Source organism: Pasteurella canis, from assembly GCF_900454865.1.
GTDB classification, from domain to species: Bacteria; Pseudomonadota; Gammaproteobacteria; order Enterobacterales; family Pasteurellaceae; genus Pasteurella; species Pasteurella canis.
Window position 1 is genome coordinate 247030 of the sequence record NZ_UGTV01000015.1, and the last position, 15630, is coordinate 262659.

12 protein-coding genes and 1 tRNA gene are annotated in these 15630 nt (G+C 36.3%); 9 read left to right on the top strand and 4 right to left on the bottom strand.

Features of this window, described 5'->3' with window-relative positions; genetic code table 11:
- The 3 genes from dcd to DYE19_RS01885 are packed head-to-tail and all read left to right on the top strand — an operon-like array spanning position 1 to position 2983.
- On the top strand, positions 1 to 585 hold the full coding sequence (gene dcd, locus DYE19_RS01875; RefSeq protein WP_049216384.1) for a dCTP deaminase: 585 nt from the start codon (positions 1 to 3) through the stop codon (positions 583 to 585).
- Between the two features lies 1 nt (position 586).
- Positions 587 to 1798 carry a hypothetical protein gene (locus DYE19_RS01880; protein WP_115322416.1) on the top strand — a complete coding sequence of 404 codons (1212 nt, stop codon included), beginning with the start codon at positions 587 to 589 and terminating at the stop codon, positions 1796 to 1798.
- Between the two features lie 3 nt (positions 1799 to 1801).
- Positions 1802 to 2983 carry a sugar transporter gene (locus DYE19_RS01885; RefSeq protein ID WP_115322417.1) on the top strand — a complete coding sequence of 394 codons (1182 nt, stop codon included), beginning with the start codon at positions 1802 to 1804 and terminating at the stop codon, positions 2981 to 2983.
- 45 nt (positions 2984 to 3028) lie between these two features.
- Here DYE19_RS01885 and DYE19_RS01890 read toward each other — a convergent pair.
- Positions 3029 to 3118 (bottom strand) — tRNA-Ser (locus DYE19_RS01890).
- A 134-nt stretch (positions 3119 to 3252) separates the two neighbouring features.
- On the opposite strand from DYE19_RS01890, the gene dauA reads away from it, so the two are divergent.
- The 3 genes from dauA (at position 3253) to epmA (ending at position 7106) form a co-directional block, all read left to right on the top strand.
- On the top strand, positions 3253 to 4992 hold the full coding sequence (gene dauA, locus DYE19_RS01895) for a C4-dicarboxylic acid transporter DauA (protein WP_115322418.1): 1740 nt from the start codon (positions 3253 to 3255) through the stop codon (positions 4990 to 4992).
- Positions 4993 to 5007: 15 nt separating this feature from the next.
- Positions 5008 to 5646, top strand: coding sequence for a bifunctional 4-hydroxy-2-oxoglutarate aldolase/2-dehydro-3-deoxy-phosphogluconate aldolase (locus tag DYE19_RS01900; protein WP_115322419.1), 639 nt, complete (start codon positions 5008 to 5010; stop codon positions 5644 to 5646).
- Positions 5647 to 6134: 488 nt separating this feature from the next.
- Complete coding sequence (epmA, locus tag DYE19_RS01905) at positions 6135 to 7106, top strand: elongation factor P--(R)-beta-lysine ligase (RefSeq protein ID WP_115322420.1); 972 nt, start codon at positions 6135 to 6137, stop codon at positions 7104 to 7106.
- A gap of 62 nt (positions 7107 to 7168) precedes the next feature.
- Here epmA and DYE19_RS01910 read toward each other — a convergent pair whose 3' ends face one another.
- From DYE19_RS01910 to acnB, 3 genes are all read right to left on the bottom strand, one after another.
- Positions 7169 to 8197, bottom strand: coding sequence for an ABC transporter substrate-binding protein (locus tag DYE19_RS01910; protein WP_049216378.1), 1029 nt, complete (start codon positions 8195 to 8197; stop codon positions 7169 to 7171).
- 23 nt (positions 8198 to 8220) lie between these two features.
- Positions 8221 to 9306, bottom strand: a complete 1086-nt coding sequence (locus tag DYE19_RS01915; protein WP_115322421.1) for a metallophosphoesterase — start codon at positions 9304 to 9306, stop codon at positions 8221 to 8223.
- A gap of 94 nt (positions 9307 to 9400) precedes the next feature.
- Positions 9401 to 12007: a bifunctional aconitate hydratase 2/2-methylisocitrate dehydratase gene (gene acnB, locus DYE19_RS01920; RefSeq protein WP_115322422.1), complete on the bottom strand. Its 2607-nt coding sequence runs from the start codon at positions 12005 to 12007 to the stop codon at positions 9401 to 9403.
- Between the two features lie 223 nt (positions 12008 to 12230).
- On the opposite strand from acnB, the gene DYE19_RS01925 reads away from it, so the two are divergent.
- The 3 genes from DYE19_RS01925 (at position 12231) to DYE19_RS01935 (ending at position 15589) form a co-directional block, all read left to right on the top strand.
- Complete coding sequence (locus DYE19_RS01925; RefSeq protein ID WP_049216375.1) at positions 12231 to 12560, top strand: YbaB/EbfC family nucleoid-associated protein; 330 nt, start codon at positions 12231 to 12233, stop codon at positions 12558 to 12560.
- Positions 12561 to 13006: 446 nt separating this feature from the next.
- A complete protein-coding gene (gene recR / locus DYE19_RS01930; RefSeq protein ID WP_115322423.1) occupies positions 13007 to 13609 on the top strand; it encodes a recombination mediator RecR in 603 nt (200 codons plus the stop codon).
- 9 nt (positions 13610 to 13618) lie between these two features.
- Positions 13619 to 15589 carry a DNA topoisomerase III gene (locus tag DYE19_RS01935; RefSeq protein WP_115322424.1) on the top strand — a complete coding sequence of 657 codons (1971 nt, stop codon included), beginning with the start codon at positions 13619 to 13621 and terminating at the stop codon, positions 15587 to 15589.
- The last annotated feature ends 41 nt before the right edge of the window (positions 15590 to 15630 follow it).

A 15630-nucleotide genomic window follows, 5' to 3' on the forward strand; every position in this document is an offset into this window, starting at 1 on the left:
ATGAGATTATGTGATACTGATATCGAACGTTATTTAGATGATGGTATTATTGCGCTAGATCCTCGCCCAAGTAATGAAAAAATTAATGGTGCAACGATTGATGTTCGTTTAGGTAATTCTTTTCGTGTTTTTCGAGAACATTCAGCACCTTATATCGATTTAAGTGGTCCAAAAGAAGAAGTATCTGCACAACTTGAATCTGTTATGAGTGAGGAAATTATTATTGCTGATGATGAGGCTTTTTTCTTACATCCAGGTGAGTTGGCACTTGCTACAACATTAGAATCAGTCAAACTACCTGCCAATATTATTGGTTGGTTAGATGGTCGATCTTCACTTGCACGTTTGGGATTGATGGTTCATGTCACTGCACACCGTATCGATCCAGGTTGGGAAGGTAAAATTGTGTTGGAATTTTTTAATTCGGGTAAGTTACCACTTGCGTTACGTCCCAATATGGTGATTGGTGCGTTAAGCTTCGAAATTTTAAGTGGTACAGCAGCACGCCCTTATAGTAGCCGTAAGAATGCAAAGTATAAAAACCAACAAAGCGCAATAGCCAGTCGTATCAACGAGGATAAATAAAATGTGGAAGAAGATCGCCATGAGTTGTATTGTAATAATCTTGGCGATTTTACTCGCTTTGTATTGGCAAATTAATCATGTCAAAACAATATTCGCTCAATCTTTAAATAATAGTCATATCTCTTTCAATCAGTTATCTCTTAATTTTTACCCTCAACCTTACTTTGAATTAACAAATGTTAAATGGTATGGGCAGAAAGAGCGGTCTATTTTTGCAGAGAAAATAAATTTAGAACTTGATGTTACTGCCTTATTGAATCCTCAAAAAAGTCTAAAGCAATTTACTTTTCAACAAGCACAGTTTTGGTATTCAGGACAAGTTGAGCCAGATTTAAAAAATGTGAATGGTGAAGTTATTGGTGAATTTTTTATTGATGAGAAACAAATCCGTTTCGCGAATACTCATTTAAAAATGACTTTTGAGCACCCTACTTTATTTAATACAAAACAGTTACAAATATCTGTGCAAAAAGGTGTTATTCAGCAATTGTCGGAAACAGAGTTTAAAGTGGTATTAGATTATTGCAAAATTAATGGTGAGGACTTTGCTTTTGTTAATGCCACTTTCTCGAAAAGTAAAGAGAGCTCATTGTTTTCTTCCCAAGTCGCTTATTTAGATAATCACCCGGAGTTACAAGTCAGCTTTAGTATTAAAAACCTTGGAGAAAACCAGCAGGCCGTTTTTACAGGTAAAAATATTGCATTAGCATCATGGCAAAATGTGCTTAGTTTACCTCAACTATTTACAGGTTATATGGATGCTTCTGGTGAAGTCATTTTGCAAAATAATAAAGTTCAGTCTGGGCATATAGAAATGGATATTCCAGAAGGACAATTTAAAGGGATTAATTTACTTGCTTTAGTCGCAAGATATTTACCGATTAACTATGACGAACAGCGTTTAAAAGAGAAAGCGTTAACTACCTCTTTTCAGAATTTACGTTCACGTTTTAGCTGGGATACAAGACAGTTATTATTAAAGCAATTCACATTTATTAGTGATAAGTTAGCTGTAGAAGGAAAAGGAGATATTAATTTAACCAATATGCAATGTGAAATAGTATTAAATTTAGGATTGACTTATCCGCAATATCAGCAATTTAAACTGCCAATTCGTTTTTTTGACCACTGCTATTCACCACAATATAAAGTGGAAGTTAATCAGCATTTACGTCATCAGTTAAAAGATCTACTCAAAGAAAAATTTAAGTAATTTATGTTGCCATTTCAAGCGGTACGTCGTCGCCAATTCGCTCGGGTGCTCAGTTTAGCTTTTGCAGGATTTATTTTTAATACCACAGAGTTTATTCCTGTTGCTTTACTATCTGATATTGCACAAAGTTTTGCTATTCCTGTTTCTCAAACAGGTTTAATGATTACTGTTTATGCTTGGATTGTTTCGTTAATGTCTTTGCCTTTTATGTTATTAACAGCAAAATTAGAGCGAAAAAGTTTATTAATTAAGTTACTTATTTTATTTATTATTAGTCATATTTTATCAGTAATTGCATGGAATTTTTGGATATTAGTTATAGCAAGAGCAGGCGTAGCAATAGCACATTCTGTATTTTGGGCAATTACTGCTTCTTTGGCGATTCGAGTTGCACCGAAAGATAAAAAAGCACAAGCAATAGGATTAATTGCTATTGGTTGTTCACTCGCGATGATCCTAGGATTACCATTAGGGAGAATAATTGGGCAGTTATTCGGTTGGCGTGCTACATTTGGTATTATTGCTTTAATAGCAACAATCATTTTAGTTTTGTTTTATCTCTTACTTCCTTATTTACCAAGTAAAAATGCAGGCTCATTAAGTAGTATCCCTAGTTTATTTAAACGACCATTGCTTGTGGGGCTATATCTATTAACTGCGCTAGTGATTACTGCTCATTTTACAGCATACAGTTATATTGAGCCCTTCATGTTAGAAATTAGTCATATGAGTAATACTATGACAACAATGATGTTATTTGTTTTTGGTTTATCTGGTATTACAGCAAGTTTGTTGTTTAATCGTTATTATAATACTGGACCTATACGTTTTATTCTGACTTCTATTGTTATTCTGAGTATGACATTACTCTTTTTGCTATTATCGAGCCACTATAACTGGACTATGTTTTTACTGATATTCCTGTGGGGGATTGGTATTTCTGGGATCGGATTAGGTTTGCAAATTCGTGTTCTACATTTAGCACCTGATGCGACTGATGTTGCTATGGCTATTTATTCTGGTATTTATAATATAGGTATCGGTAGTGGTGCATTACTTGGTAATCAAGTTATGCTATATCTAGGCTTACCAAACATTGGCTTTGTTGGTGCGAGTTTAGCTATTATTAGCTTATTATTTTTCGTTGGAGTTCAGTATCGGTATGGGCATTTAGCATCACGTTAAATGAGTTTAAGTGCGGTCTATTTTGGATGTTTTTTAAACTTGAAATGGCGGTGAGAGAGGGATTCGAACCCTCGATGCACTTTCGCACATACACGCTTTCCAGGCGTGCTCCTTCAACCACTCGGACATCTCACCATTCTGAATAGGCTGTGCACTATAAAAATTTAACGTAATTTAGTCAAGTATTTTTTGCGTTAACGCATGAAAGTTATCCACGATTTGCGATAAAATAAGCAATCTTATTTTCTTAGTTTCAGGTCTTATGTGATATGTTGAAGAAATGGTTTCTCAGCAAAAATGTCTTTTTGGCAGTTAAGCCTTTTAGTGCATTAAAAGATAGTTTTCGTGTTGGTTATACTCGTCAATCTCTAATTAAGGATATTATCGCAGGATTAACTGTGGGAGTAATTGCTATTCCATTATCTATGGCATTAGCAATTGCAAGTGGGGTAGCGCCACAACATGGATTATATACTGCAATTGTCGCAGGTATGCTTATTGCATTAACTGGCGGTTCTCGTTTTAATGTTTCGGGACCAACAGCTGCATTTGTTGTTATTTTGTATCCAGTGACTCAACAATTTGGTCTTTCTGGATTATTAATGGCGACATTGTTGTCTGGTATTATTTTAGTCTTGATGGCGTTGTTTCGGCTAGGGCGTTTAATTGAATACATCCCATTGCCTGTGACCTTAGGTTTTACTTGTGGCATTGGGATTGTGATTGCGACATTACAGATTAAAGATTTTCTTGGTCTAGCTATTGATGAAATGCCAGCACATTATATTGAAAAAGTACAAACACTAGTGATGGCTTTGCCTACTATCAATTGGGCAGATGCTACAGTCGGTGTACTCACTTTATTTGTGTTAACACAGTGGCATAAGCTTCGTTTACCCATTCCTGGGCATTTACCTGCGGTCATTTTAGCGACTTTTTTATCTTTGATCTTTATTTCTTTCGATTATGATGTAGCGACGATTGGATCGGCCTTCCAATATACTTTGCCTGATGGTTCTATGGGATTTGGGATTCCAAATACACTACCTGAATTCATTCTACCTTGGTCGATTCCCAATGCACAAGGCAAGCTAATTGAGTGGAATTTGGATACGATACAAGCATTGCTACCTGCTGCGTTTTCAATGGCTGTATTAGGTGCGATTGAATCCTTATTGTGTGCTGTCATTTTAGACAATATGACAGATACGAAGCACCACTCCAATGATGAATTATTAGCACAAGGTCTAGGCAATATTACTGCGCCATTTTTAGGTGGTATTACTGCGACTGCTGCGATCGCACGTTCCGTTGCTAATGTCAAAGCAGGCGCGGTCTCACCAATTGCAAGTATTGTGCATGCATTGATGGTCTTATTCGCATTACTCTTTTTCGCTAAGGCATTGTCTTATTTACCTTTATCTTCTATGGCAGCTCTGTTATTAGTAGTAGCATGGAATATGGCCAATGTGCAGCAGATTATTCAATTAGTTCGTCGTTCAGGGCGCAATGAAATTGCAGTTTTATTGACTTGCTTAGTGCTCACTGTGATTTTTGATATGGTTATTGCGATTACTGTAGGTGTGTTATTAGCGAGTTTATTATTTATTCGTACTATTGCTGAAATGACGAAGTCGATAGAAATAACACATCCAGAAGATTTAAATGATGTATTAGTTTATCGTATCAGTGGACCGCTCTTTTTTGCTGCTGCAGATAATTTATTTGCTGATTTACATGATAAAACAGTACATACTGATCATGAAATTCGCCATATAGTGTTGCAATGTGATGCGGTGACAGTGTTGGATTCTGGTGGAATTCATGCGTTAACTCGATTTGTACAACATATGTTACCACATCAACAACTTTATATGTGTAATATGCAATTCCAACCATTACGTATGATTGTAAAATCTAATACAGTCACGGAGATTCAAAGAATTAATTTCGCTTCTGACTTAACGGATGCCTTTACAAAAATTCGTACTTTTGAACAAAATGCTTGATCGTAAGGAGATAAGATGCGTTATAACCATGTGCAATTAATAGAAAAATTACGCCAGTTACGTATCATTCCTGTCATTGCTTTAGAACAGGCTGAAGATATTATTCCTTTAGCTGAAACATTAGTAAATAATGGCTTACCTGTTGTTGAAATTACTTTTCGCTCTACAGCTGCCGTGCAAGCGATTCAACTATTGAGGGAGAGGAAACCTGATATATTGATTGCTGCGGGAACAGTTTTGACTACAGAACAAGTTGTACAGGCCAAAAAGGCGGGTGTTGATTGTATTGTAACTCCAAGTTTTAATCCGAAAATTGTACAGCTTTGCCAGGACTTAGATTTACCAATTATACCTGGTGTGAATAACCCTATGGCAATTGAAGCGGTATTAGAAATGGGTATTGATACAGTTAAATTCTTTCCAGCCCAAGCTTCTGGCGGTGTAGGGATGATTAAAGCATTATTAGGTCCGTATAGTATGCTCCAGGTAATGCCAACTGGTGGGATTAATTTAAATAACTTGCAGGACTATTTATCAATTCCGAATGTTATTGCTTGTGGTGGTTCATGGTTTGTAGAAAGTACATTAATTAAAGCTCAAAATTGGAATGAAATAGGCCGTTTAACTCGAGAGGTTGTGGCGAGTATTAGGTAGTTATTTGAAATCTATGCTATGTTGTTTCCTGAAAATTAAATAGCTAATTTAGTTTATATGTTGAGCCTTGTAGTCCACAAGGCTCGAATTATTTAAAACCAAATCGAATATATTTTCGGTATAGCAACTAACCTATACAAGAGATATTTCTTGCCCTTCGGTCCTACTCGTAGGCAACTGCGAATAAGAAAAGACTTATTTTAATCAACTGAAAAATTCTATCACTATATTATCATGACAATTAATTTTGTAGTCCATATTGGAGATTATATAGGGGTAGGATGGGGCATTTTCCCTATAAACAGCGTTTAACAAATGTATAAGAAAATTTTTGCATTAATTAGTTCATTTAATGTCTAATTTGCATATTTAGGAAAATCTAGAGAAATTAAGCAAAATGAGAATATTATTTTACTGATAGCTTAATTTGAAATAAATAAGCTAGCTCGTTAGAATAAGCTATTCAATTTATATTGTGGATAAAGTTTATGTTTGAATCTGAAAATTGGCAGCCTACTGCTTCAATTAAAAATTTACTTGCACGTGCAAAAATCATTGCTGAAATTCGACGTTTCTTTACGGACCGTGGCTTGCTTGAAGTTGAAACCCCCATATTAAGCGAGTTTGGTGTAACAGATGTCCATTTATCTACTTTTGATACAGAATTTAATTCACCCTTCGCAGAACAATCAAAAAAATTATGGCTTTCGACGAGTCCTGAATATCATATGAAGCGTTTATTGGCAGCAGGGAGCGGACCTATTTTCCAGCTTTGCCATGTATTTAGAAATGAAGAGTCAGGACAACATCATAATCCCGAGTTTACAATGCTGGAATGGTATCGTCCCCATTTTGATATGTACCGTTTAATCAATGAAGTTGATGACTTATTACAGCAGATTTTAGATTGCCCTCCAACAGAGAGTTTAAGTTACCAATTCGTTTTTCAAGAATATGTTGGTTTAGATCCTCTTTCTGTGGATAGAGAAGAATTAATTGCTAAGGCTAAAGAATATAATTTATTGAGTGCAGCGGAAGAGGATAGAGATACATTGTTACAGTTCTTGTTTAGCACGATAGTTGAACCTAATATCGGTAAAGAACATCCCATCGCTGTTTATCATTTCCCTGCAACACAGGCTGCATTAGCACAGATTAGTTCTGAAGATCATCGTGTTGCAGAACGCTTTGAATTCTATTATCAAGGCTTAGAGTTAGCTAATGGGTTTCATGAGCTAACCGATGTAAATGAACAACTTCGCCGATTTGAACAAGACAACGTACAACGACAAAAAATAGGATTACCGCAACGCGCAATTGATAAACGATTATTAGCTGCATTACAAGCAGGTGTACCAAATTGTTCTGGTGTAGCTTTGGGTGTAGATAGATTATTGATGATCGCATTGCAAGCACAAACAATCAAAGATGTGATTGCCTTTGGTATTGAAAATGCTTAGTGTATTGGTTATTGTTATAAAAATAGGCAGCGTATATTCGCTGCCTATTTCTTTTTACCCTGTTATTTGGCTAGTTTTACTTCTTTAAGCCATTTGTCAGTCAAACGTTTTCCTTCTGAGCTCTTACCAAAGCGATCGAAGTCATAGCTGATTAATTTCAAGTGTTTTGGACTAACTGACTGAGGAGATGCCTCTGCATGAATATTCGTTGGAATTTGATAAACTTTAGTTTCTCGCCAGACAAGTTCTTGAGCTTCTTTACTTAATGCCCAATCGGCAAATAATTTAGCATTATCTAAATTACGTGCATTTTTGATAATACTCATCCCACCTAAGGAATAGCCATCACCCTCACAAGGTAAAATGCTTTCAACTGGCGCTCCTTTTTCTTTTTCAGTAGCATAGCTATGGATAAATCCCACAGCAACAGCAGATTCGCCACGTGAAAGATTTGTTGTGACTAAAGCACTCTTTACGTATTCAGATACGTTGGCATTTAATTTTTTGAGATACTCAAATGCTTTTTGTTCCCCCCATAATTCCATTAATGTCGCAATGGCAGTATAAGTTGTACCTGAAATTTGAGGATCTGGCATTTGAACATAGCCTTGTAAGCGAGGATCAAGGAGATCTGACCAACATTTTGGTGGTTCAGTGATACCTAGTTGTTTTAGTTTTTCTGTATTCACGCCAAAACCAAGTACTAAAAGATAAACGATTGAAGTTAGCTCGCCATGTTTGTCTATTAATGTCTTAAATTGAGGCATAATTTCAGCTTGGCGTGGAGAACGATAAGGAGCTAATAACCCTAAATCACCCGCTTGAAAGTGATGTTCAATGGTACCGCCATACCAAATGTCTGCTTGTGGATTATTTTTTTCGGCAATGAGTTTAGCTAATGTCGCCCCAGTACTGTTACGAACAAATTGAGCGTTTATATTATAGTTTTCACTAAACCTTTGTACCATTTTCTCGCAAGTAGCATGTTGAACACTACAGTATACTGTCAATTTTTTTTCGGCAATAGCATTGTGAGAGAAGAAAGATAGAAGTGTTAAGCCAAGTGCGGTTAATTTTGAAGATGTCTTCATTTTAAGAATTCCTTTTTCAATTGTTACTTAACATCAATGATAACGATTTCAGATTGAGAACCTAAACGCATTGGTATCCCCCAGAAACCATAACCAGAGGTGACGAAGAAATGTCCGTTGCCTATTTTCTCATAACCGTAATCTAAAGGGTAGAGTAGATTGGTAATCAAGTTAGCTGGAAAAATCTGACCTTTGTGAGCATGTCCAGATACTTGAATATCAATAGGTAATTTTGCATGTTTTTCTATTTCAGTTGGACGGTGATCAAGCAAAATAATAGGAAGTCTTGTATCTACTTTCTCTAAAAGTTGTTCCGCACTTGGACGAGTTCTTAATAAATCATCATTACGTCCAACTAAGACAAAAGTATTATTGATTACTTTGGTTTGATCGAATAAAACTTCAATACCTGCAAGTTCTAATTCTTGCTTGATTGCTTGTTGATGACCAAAAAAATCATGATTACCTAATGTCGCATAAACACCTAATGGTGCAGTAAGTTTTGCTAAGTGAGGTCGCATATTTTCAGTTACATAAGCCTCGGTATTATCGTCCATAATATCCCCTGGCATGAGGATGATATCGACCTTATTCTGAGTCATTAATTCAGCAAGTTTATCTAATTGGCGACGACCAAATAAAATCCCTAAATGTAAATCACTTGCCATGCCAATTCGCATTGGTTTAATAGGTTTGTCGAGTGTGATTTCATAATGAATTACTGTTGGAGTATAGGCGTTATAAATACTTATTCCAAGTAAGCCTGAAAGTGCAATAGGATATGTAATGCGTAATATTTTATGTAATTTGGCTAATGGGATATAAGGTTTAAGAATAAAATGGCAGAGTAAACAGCCTAAACTAACGAATGATGCAAATAATAAAAATGCTAAAAGAAAAGCACTTAGGCGGAATAAAGGGAAAATACGAAATATCGTGAGTAAAATCAGAAAATTAGCAATTAAATAATTGTTTATAAATAAGATCTTACGTTTTTTACTTGTTAACTTTGATGCGAAAAGCCAGTTTAATGTACGATTAAATATGAAAATAAATAATTGGAGGATAAGTACTGCAGCAAAAAACGTAATATAGTGACGTAATTCCAAGATATTTACCTATGAATGAAAGATATTTTAAATTGAATAAAAGGGGAACATCGTTCCCCTTTTGTTTAATTTATTTTTACCAAAAGTGTGTAAATTATACCGTACTTTGAAAGATAACGTTATTAGCTTTTTGCATATAACTATTAATCTTATCAAAATTCATGTAGCGATAAGTATCGTCTTTGTCTTGTTGCAAATCAGCAGCGAAAGACAGATATTCCTCTAATGTTGGTAGTTTACCCAAGATAGCTGATACTGCTGCTAGTTCAGCTGAGGCGAGATAAACATTTGCTCCTTGGCCTAAACGGTTTGGAAAGTTACGGGTCGAAGTAGATACGACAGTCGCATTATTAGCAACACGTGCCTGGTTACCCATACATAACGAACAACCTGGTACTTCAATTCTTGCCCCGCTTTTGCCGTAAATACTGTAATATCCTTCTTCGCTGAGTAATGCTGCATCCATTTTGGTAGGAGGGGCTATCCATAAGCGAGTAGGAATCATCTCTTTGAATTTTGATAATAATTTACCTGCAGCACGGAAGTGACCAATATTAGTCATACATGAACCAATAAAGACTTCATCAATTTTATCACCTTGTACTTCAGATAATAAACGAGCATCATCAGGATCATTAGGTGCGCATAAAATTGGTTCTTTAATATCTGCTAAATTGATTTCAATCACTGCTGCGTATTCTGCATCTTTATCTGCTTCTAGCAATTCTGGGTTAGCCAGCCACTGTTCCATTGCGTTGATACGGCGTTCTAAAGTACGTGCATCACCATAACCTTCAGAAATCATATATTTCAATAACACAATATTAGATTGTAAGTATTCAATAATAGGTTCTTTCGCAAGTTTAATGGTACAAGCTGCTGCTGAACGTTCAGCAGATGCATCAGAAAGCTCAAAAGCTTGCTCAACTTTTAGGTTTTCTAATCCTTCAATTTCTAAAATTTTGCCAGAAAAAATATTTTTCTTCCCTTTTTTCTCAACAGTAAGCAGCCCTTGTTTAATAGCATAGTAAGGAATAGCATGGACTAAGTCGCGTAAAGTGATGCCTGGTTGCATTTCGCCTTTAAAACGAACTAATACGGATTCAGGCATATCTAAAGGCATCACGCCAGTTGCCGCGGCAAAAGCAACTAAGCCAGAGCCAGCAGGAAAAGAAATACCAATAGGGAAGCGAGTATGTGAATCGCCTCCTGTACCCACTGTATCAGGTAAAAGCATACGGTTTAACCATGAGTGAATAACACCATCTCCAGGACGTAATGAGACACCCCCTCGGTTCATGATAAAATCTGGTAACGTATGGTGTGTTACGACATCAACTGGTTTTGGATAAGCCGCAGTATGACAGAAGGATTGCATCACAAGATCAGAAGAAAAACCTAAACATGCGAGATCTTTTAATTCATCACGTGTCATTGGCCCTGTCGTATCTTGTGAACCAACAGATGTCATACGTGGTTCACAATATTGTCCAGGACGAATACCTTCTACACCACAAGCTCGACCAACCATTTTTTGTGCGAGTGTAAAGCCTTTATCACTCGTTAATGTACTTTGTGGTTTAGCGAAAACATCTGTTTCTGCTAAGCCGAGTTCACAACGTGCTTTATGTGTTAAGCCTCGCCCAATAATTAATGGAATACGACCACCTGCACGAACTTCATCCAATAAAACATTAGTTTTTAAAGTAAACTCCGCTAATACCTCATCTGTATTATGTCGACAGATTTTTCCCTCATATGGATAAATATCAATAACATCGCCCATATTCAGCAAACTGACATCTACTTCGATTGGTAATGAACCTGCATCCTCCATAGTATTGAAAAATATAGGTGCAATTTTTCCACCAAGAACAACTCCCCCTGCTCGTTTATTTGGAATATATGGAATATCTTCTCCCATAAACCAGAGCACAGAGTTTGTTGCTGATTTACGTGAAGAGCCTGTTCCTACTACATCGCCAACGTAAGCTAATGGGAACCCTTTTTCTTTTAATTTTTCAAGTTGTTTAATCGGACCTACATTACCAGCATCATCTGGTTCAATTCCATCACGTGGATTTTTTAGCATGGCAAGCGCATGTAATGGGATATCTGGACGAGACCATGCGTCTTGTGCTGGTGAGAGATCATCAGTATTTGTTTCCCCTGTAACTTTAAATACGGTTACTGTAATTTTATCGCTTAATTTGGGACGGGATAAATACCATTCTGCATCAGCCCAAGATTGTAGAACTTGTTGGGCATAGTGATTTCCTTTTTTAGCTTTTTCGGCAACATCATGAAAATTATCGAACATGAGTAATGTAAATGACAATGCTTTCGCAGCAATAGGAGCAAGTTCTTCATCATCTAAGGCGTGTAATAAAGGTTCTATATTATAACCACCTTGCATTGTGCCAAGTAATTCGACAGCTTTTTTAGGACAAATCAATGGAGAAGTGCTCTCTCTTTTAGCAATAGCAGCAAGGAAGGATGCTTTTACATAAGCTGCCTCATCAACGCCAGCAGGAATACGAGTTTCAAATAAATTCAGTAAATAATCGTCTTTATCTTTAGGGGGATTTTTTAATAATTCAATGAGTTGTGCTGTTTGTTCTGCATTTAAAGGTTTCGGCACAATGCCTAATGCCGCACGTTCATCAATATGTTGTTGATAGGATTGTAGAAAGTTAGACATAGGTTACCTCGTTGGGTTTATTTTATCTGTTAAGGGAAGCCGCATTAGGGTAAAGTGCGGTAGGGTTTCGTTACGAAATTGTTAAAACATAATAATACGGAAAAAAGTCACTCTCAATAGGAAAAAGTTGAATTTTCAGCCTAGATCACGTTTATTTATTTTCAACGTAGTAATTTTTAGTTAAAATGCCAACCACTTTTTTAATTAACAAATGGAAAAAATTATGTTTGGAAAAGGCGGTTTAGGTAACTTAATGAAACAAGCCCAACAAATGCAAGATCGTATGCAAAAAATGCAAGAAGAGATTGCTCAGCTGGAAGTAACTGGCGAATCTGGTGCAGGTCTAGTTAAGATCACGATTAATGGTGCACATAATTGTCGTCGTGTGGAAATTGATCCTTCTTTAATGGAAGACGATAAAGAAATGTTAGAGGATTTGATTGCAGCAGCCTTTAACGATGCAGTTCGTCGTGCGGAAGAGTTACAAAAAGAAAAAATGGCATCGGTGACAGCAGGAATGCAATTGCCTCCTGGCTTTAAAATGCCATTTTAATTTGTTATTTTTTGTTCTTGTAGAAAAGACAGTAAAACATATTTTGAGTCAATTGCTGATTTTGCCTTACAGAAGTTTTTTATATTAAAAGTACTTTCATTAGGTAATCATTAGAAACAACAAAATATATTGAGTCTTAATCAACTATAAGAATGTCTGTTAAGCTTGACCGCACTTTTGAAAGTGCGGTCTGTTTTTTATCACTATTTTAACAATATTATTATTGATAATTTAAATTTTTCATTATTCTTACAGTGGTCTGTTTTTCAAGACAATTGTTTATAAATATAACATAAATGAGCAAGGTCAGTTTTTTATAAACAGCTCTTTATATAATAACGATTTGCTTAATTACAGAGGATGTTTTACTTATTTTATTTGATGAGCAAAGAAAAATAGTTTCCTCTAAGATGAACTCTTCTAAATCTTAATTAAGAGAAAAAACAATGCAAACAAGCCCATTACTCGAGCATCTTATTGAAAGTTTACGCTGTCTTCCTGGTATTGGACCAAAATCTGCTCAGCGTATGGCCTATCATCTTTTACAGCGTAATCGTAATGGTGGTATAGATTTAGCACGAGCATTAACAGAAGCAATGTCTAAAATTGGTCATTGTTCTCATTGTCGTACTTTTACTGAGGAAGACATTTGTACTATTTGTAATAACCCCCGTCGTCAACATTCAGGGTTACTTTGTGTAGTTGAGCAACCCTCTGATATCCAAGCAATTGAGCAAACAGGACAATTTTCAGGGCGTTATTTTGTGTTAATGGGGCATTTATCTCCTCTTGATGGTATCGGTCCTAAAGAAATCGGGTTGCATATATTGCAAAAGCGTTTGCAAGAGGAAAGTTTTCATGAGGTCATTTTAGCCACTAATCCAACTGTTGAGGGAGATGCTACTGCTAATTACATCGCAGATCTGTGTGTACAACAAAATATTAAAGTCACGCGTATTGCACATGGTATTCCTGTTGGTGGTGAATTAGAGATGGTCGATGGAACTACTTTAACCCATTCTTTTTTAGGGCGTCGTCAACTTGGGTAAGAGCAGATAATGAGACTTTTCATCGCAGAAAAACCAAGCCTTGCAAGAGCTATTGCTGATGTGCTGCCCACACCGCATCAGCGTAATGAAGGATTCATTAAATGCGGGAATGAAGATTATGTCACCTGGTGTGTGGGACACTTATTAGAGCAAGCGGAACCCGATGCCTACGATCCTCGCTTTAAACAATGGCGCTTAGAGCATTTGCCTATTATCCCTGAAAAATGGCGACTTATTCCACGTAAAGCAGTATATAAACAACTCAAAATCGTAGAAAAACTTATTCGTCAGGCAGATCTATTAATTAATGCGGGTGACCCTGATCGCGAGGGACAGTTACTAGTAGATGAAGTCTTTAGTTATGCACAATTAAGTGCGGATAAATTGAATCAAATTCAACGCTGCTTAATTAGTGATTTGAATCCAAGTGCGGTAGGAAAAGCCATCAATAAATTGCAATCAAATCGCAATTTTATCCCTCTTGCGACTTCCGCATTAGCTCGTGCTCGAGCAGATTGGCTATATGGTATTAATATGACTAGGGCTTATACGATCCGTGGTCGACAAGCAGGTTATAATGGTGTGCTTTCTGTAGGGCGTGTACAAACACCTGTGTTGGGGTTGATTGTGCGGCGTGATCTGGAAATTGAAAATTTTCAACCTAAAGATTTTTATGAAGTGTTAGCGCACATTCAGCCTGAAACACCTGAAAAAGTGACTGCACTTTCTAAGCAAGAACAAGAAAATATTCCTATATTTAAAGCCTTATGGCAACCAAGCAAAGCCTGTGAAGATTATCAAGATGAAGATGGGCGAGTGTTGTCATTAGGATTGGCAGAAAATGTAGTGAAACGCATTACTGAGCAGCCAGCTGAAGTGGTGGAATATGTGGATAAGTGTGAAAAAGAAACAGCGCCTCTCCCTTATTCTTTGTCTGCTTTGCAAATTGATGCAGCTAAGCGTTATGGCTTGTCTGCTCAAGAAGTACTCGATATTTGCCAACGCTTATATGAAACACATCGTTTAATTACTTACCCTCGTTCAGATTGTCGCTATTTACCTGAGGAACATTTTGCTGAACGCTTGAACGTATTAAAAGCTATTTCAACGCATGTTAATGGATATCAATTATTACCAGATATTGTTCAACCTGAACAAAAAAATCGTTGTTGGAATGATAAAAAAGTGGAGGCTCATCATGCGATTATTCCAACAGCAAAAAATAAATCGGTAACCTTAACACAGCAAGAGTGGCAAATTTATCATTTAATTGCACGTCAATATTTAATGCAATTTTGTCCAGATGCGGAATATCGTAAAAGCAAAATTACGCTTAATATTGCAGGTGGAATATTTATTGCTCAAGCCCGAAATTTACAAGTTGCAGGCTGGAAACAACTTTGGGGAAAAGAAGATCAGGATGAGCAACAAGAGCCTTTATTGCCAATAGTTAAAAAAGGACAGATTCTGTTTTGTAAACAAGGTGAAATTGTATGTAAAAAAACACAACCACCAAAACCTTTTACTGATGCAACATTATTGTCTGCTATGACTGGTATTGCGCGTTTTGTTCAAGATAAAGAATTGAAAAAAATTTTACGTGAAACAGATGGACTCGGTACAGAAGCAACACGAGCTGGTATTATTGAGCTGTTATTTAAGCGAGGTTTTTTATATAAAAAAGGGCGTAATATTCATAGCACAGAAACAGGTCGGATTTTGATTGCGGCTTTACCTGAAATTGCAACACAGCCTGATATGACTGCACACTGGGAATCTCAGTTAACAAGTATTAGCCAAAAAGAAATGAGCTATCAGCAATTTATGTCAGTATTAATCCGTTCTTTGCCTGAATTAATACAACATGTTAATTTTGATGCGTTACGTCAATTAAGCCAAATTACTCAAAAGACTTATCAAAATATTCCTAAAAAGCAAAAAAATTCGGTTAAAAAAGAGAAAAAAGAAGTCGTTGAGTGAAATACCATCAAATAATATCTATTTTTATGAAAAAACTTGCA

Bases quoted from the DNA above. Each gene is read 5' to 3' on its own strand.
- DYE19_RS01880 (WP_115322416.1), top strand. From the start codon at position 587: ATGTGGAAGAAGATCGCCATGAGTTGTATTGTAATAATCTTGGCGATT.
- dcd (WP_049216384.1), top strand. From the start codon at position 1: ATGAGATTATGTGATACTGATATCGAACGTTATTTAGATGATGGTATT.
- epmA (WP_115322420.1), top strand. From the start codon at position 6,135: ATGTTTGAATCTGAAAATTGGCAGCCTACTGCTTCAATTAAAAATTTA.
- acnB (WP_115322422.1), bottom strand. From the start codon at position 12,007: ATGTCTAACTTTCTACAATCCTATCAACAACATATTGATGAACGTGCG.
- DYE19_RS01935 (WP_115322424.1), top strand. From the start codon at position 13,619: ATGAGACTTTTCATCGCAGAAAAACCAAGCCTTGCAAGAGCTATTGCT.
- DYE19_RS01910 (WP_049216378.1), bottom strand. From the start codon at position 8,197: ATGAAGACATCTTCAAAATTAACCGCACTTGGCTTAACACTTCTATCT.
- DYE19_RS01885 (WP_115322417.1), top strand. From the start codon at position 1,802: ATGTTGCCATTTCAAGCGGTACGTCGTCGCCAATTCGCTCGGGTGCTC.
- recR (WP_115322423.1), top strand. From the start codon at position 13,007: ATGCAAACAAGCCCATTACTCGAGCATCTTATTGAAAGTTTACGCTGT.
- dauA (WP_115322418.1), top strand. From the start codon at position 3,253: ATGTTGAAGAAATGGTTTCTCAGCAAAAATGTCTTTTTGGCAGTTAAG.
- DYE19_RS01925 (WP_049216375.1), top strand. From the start codon at position 12,231: ATGTTTGGAAAAGGCGGTTTAGGTAACTTAATGAAACAAGCCCAACAA.
- DYE19_RS01900 (WP_115322419.1), top strand. From the start codon at position 5,008: ATGCGTTATAACCATGTGCAATTAATAGAAAAATTACGCCAGTTACGT.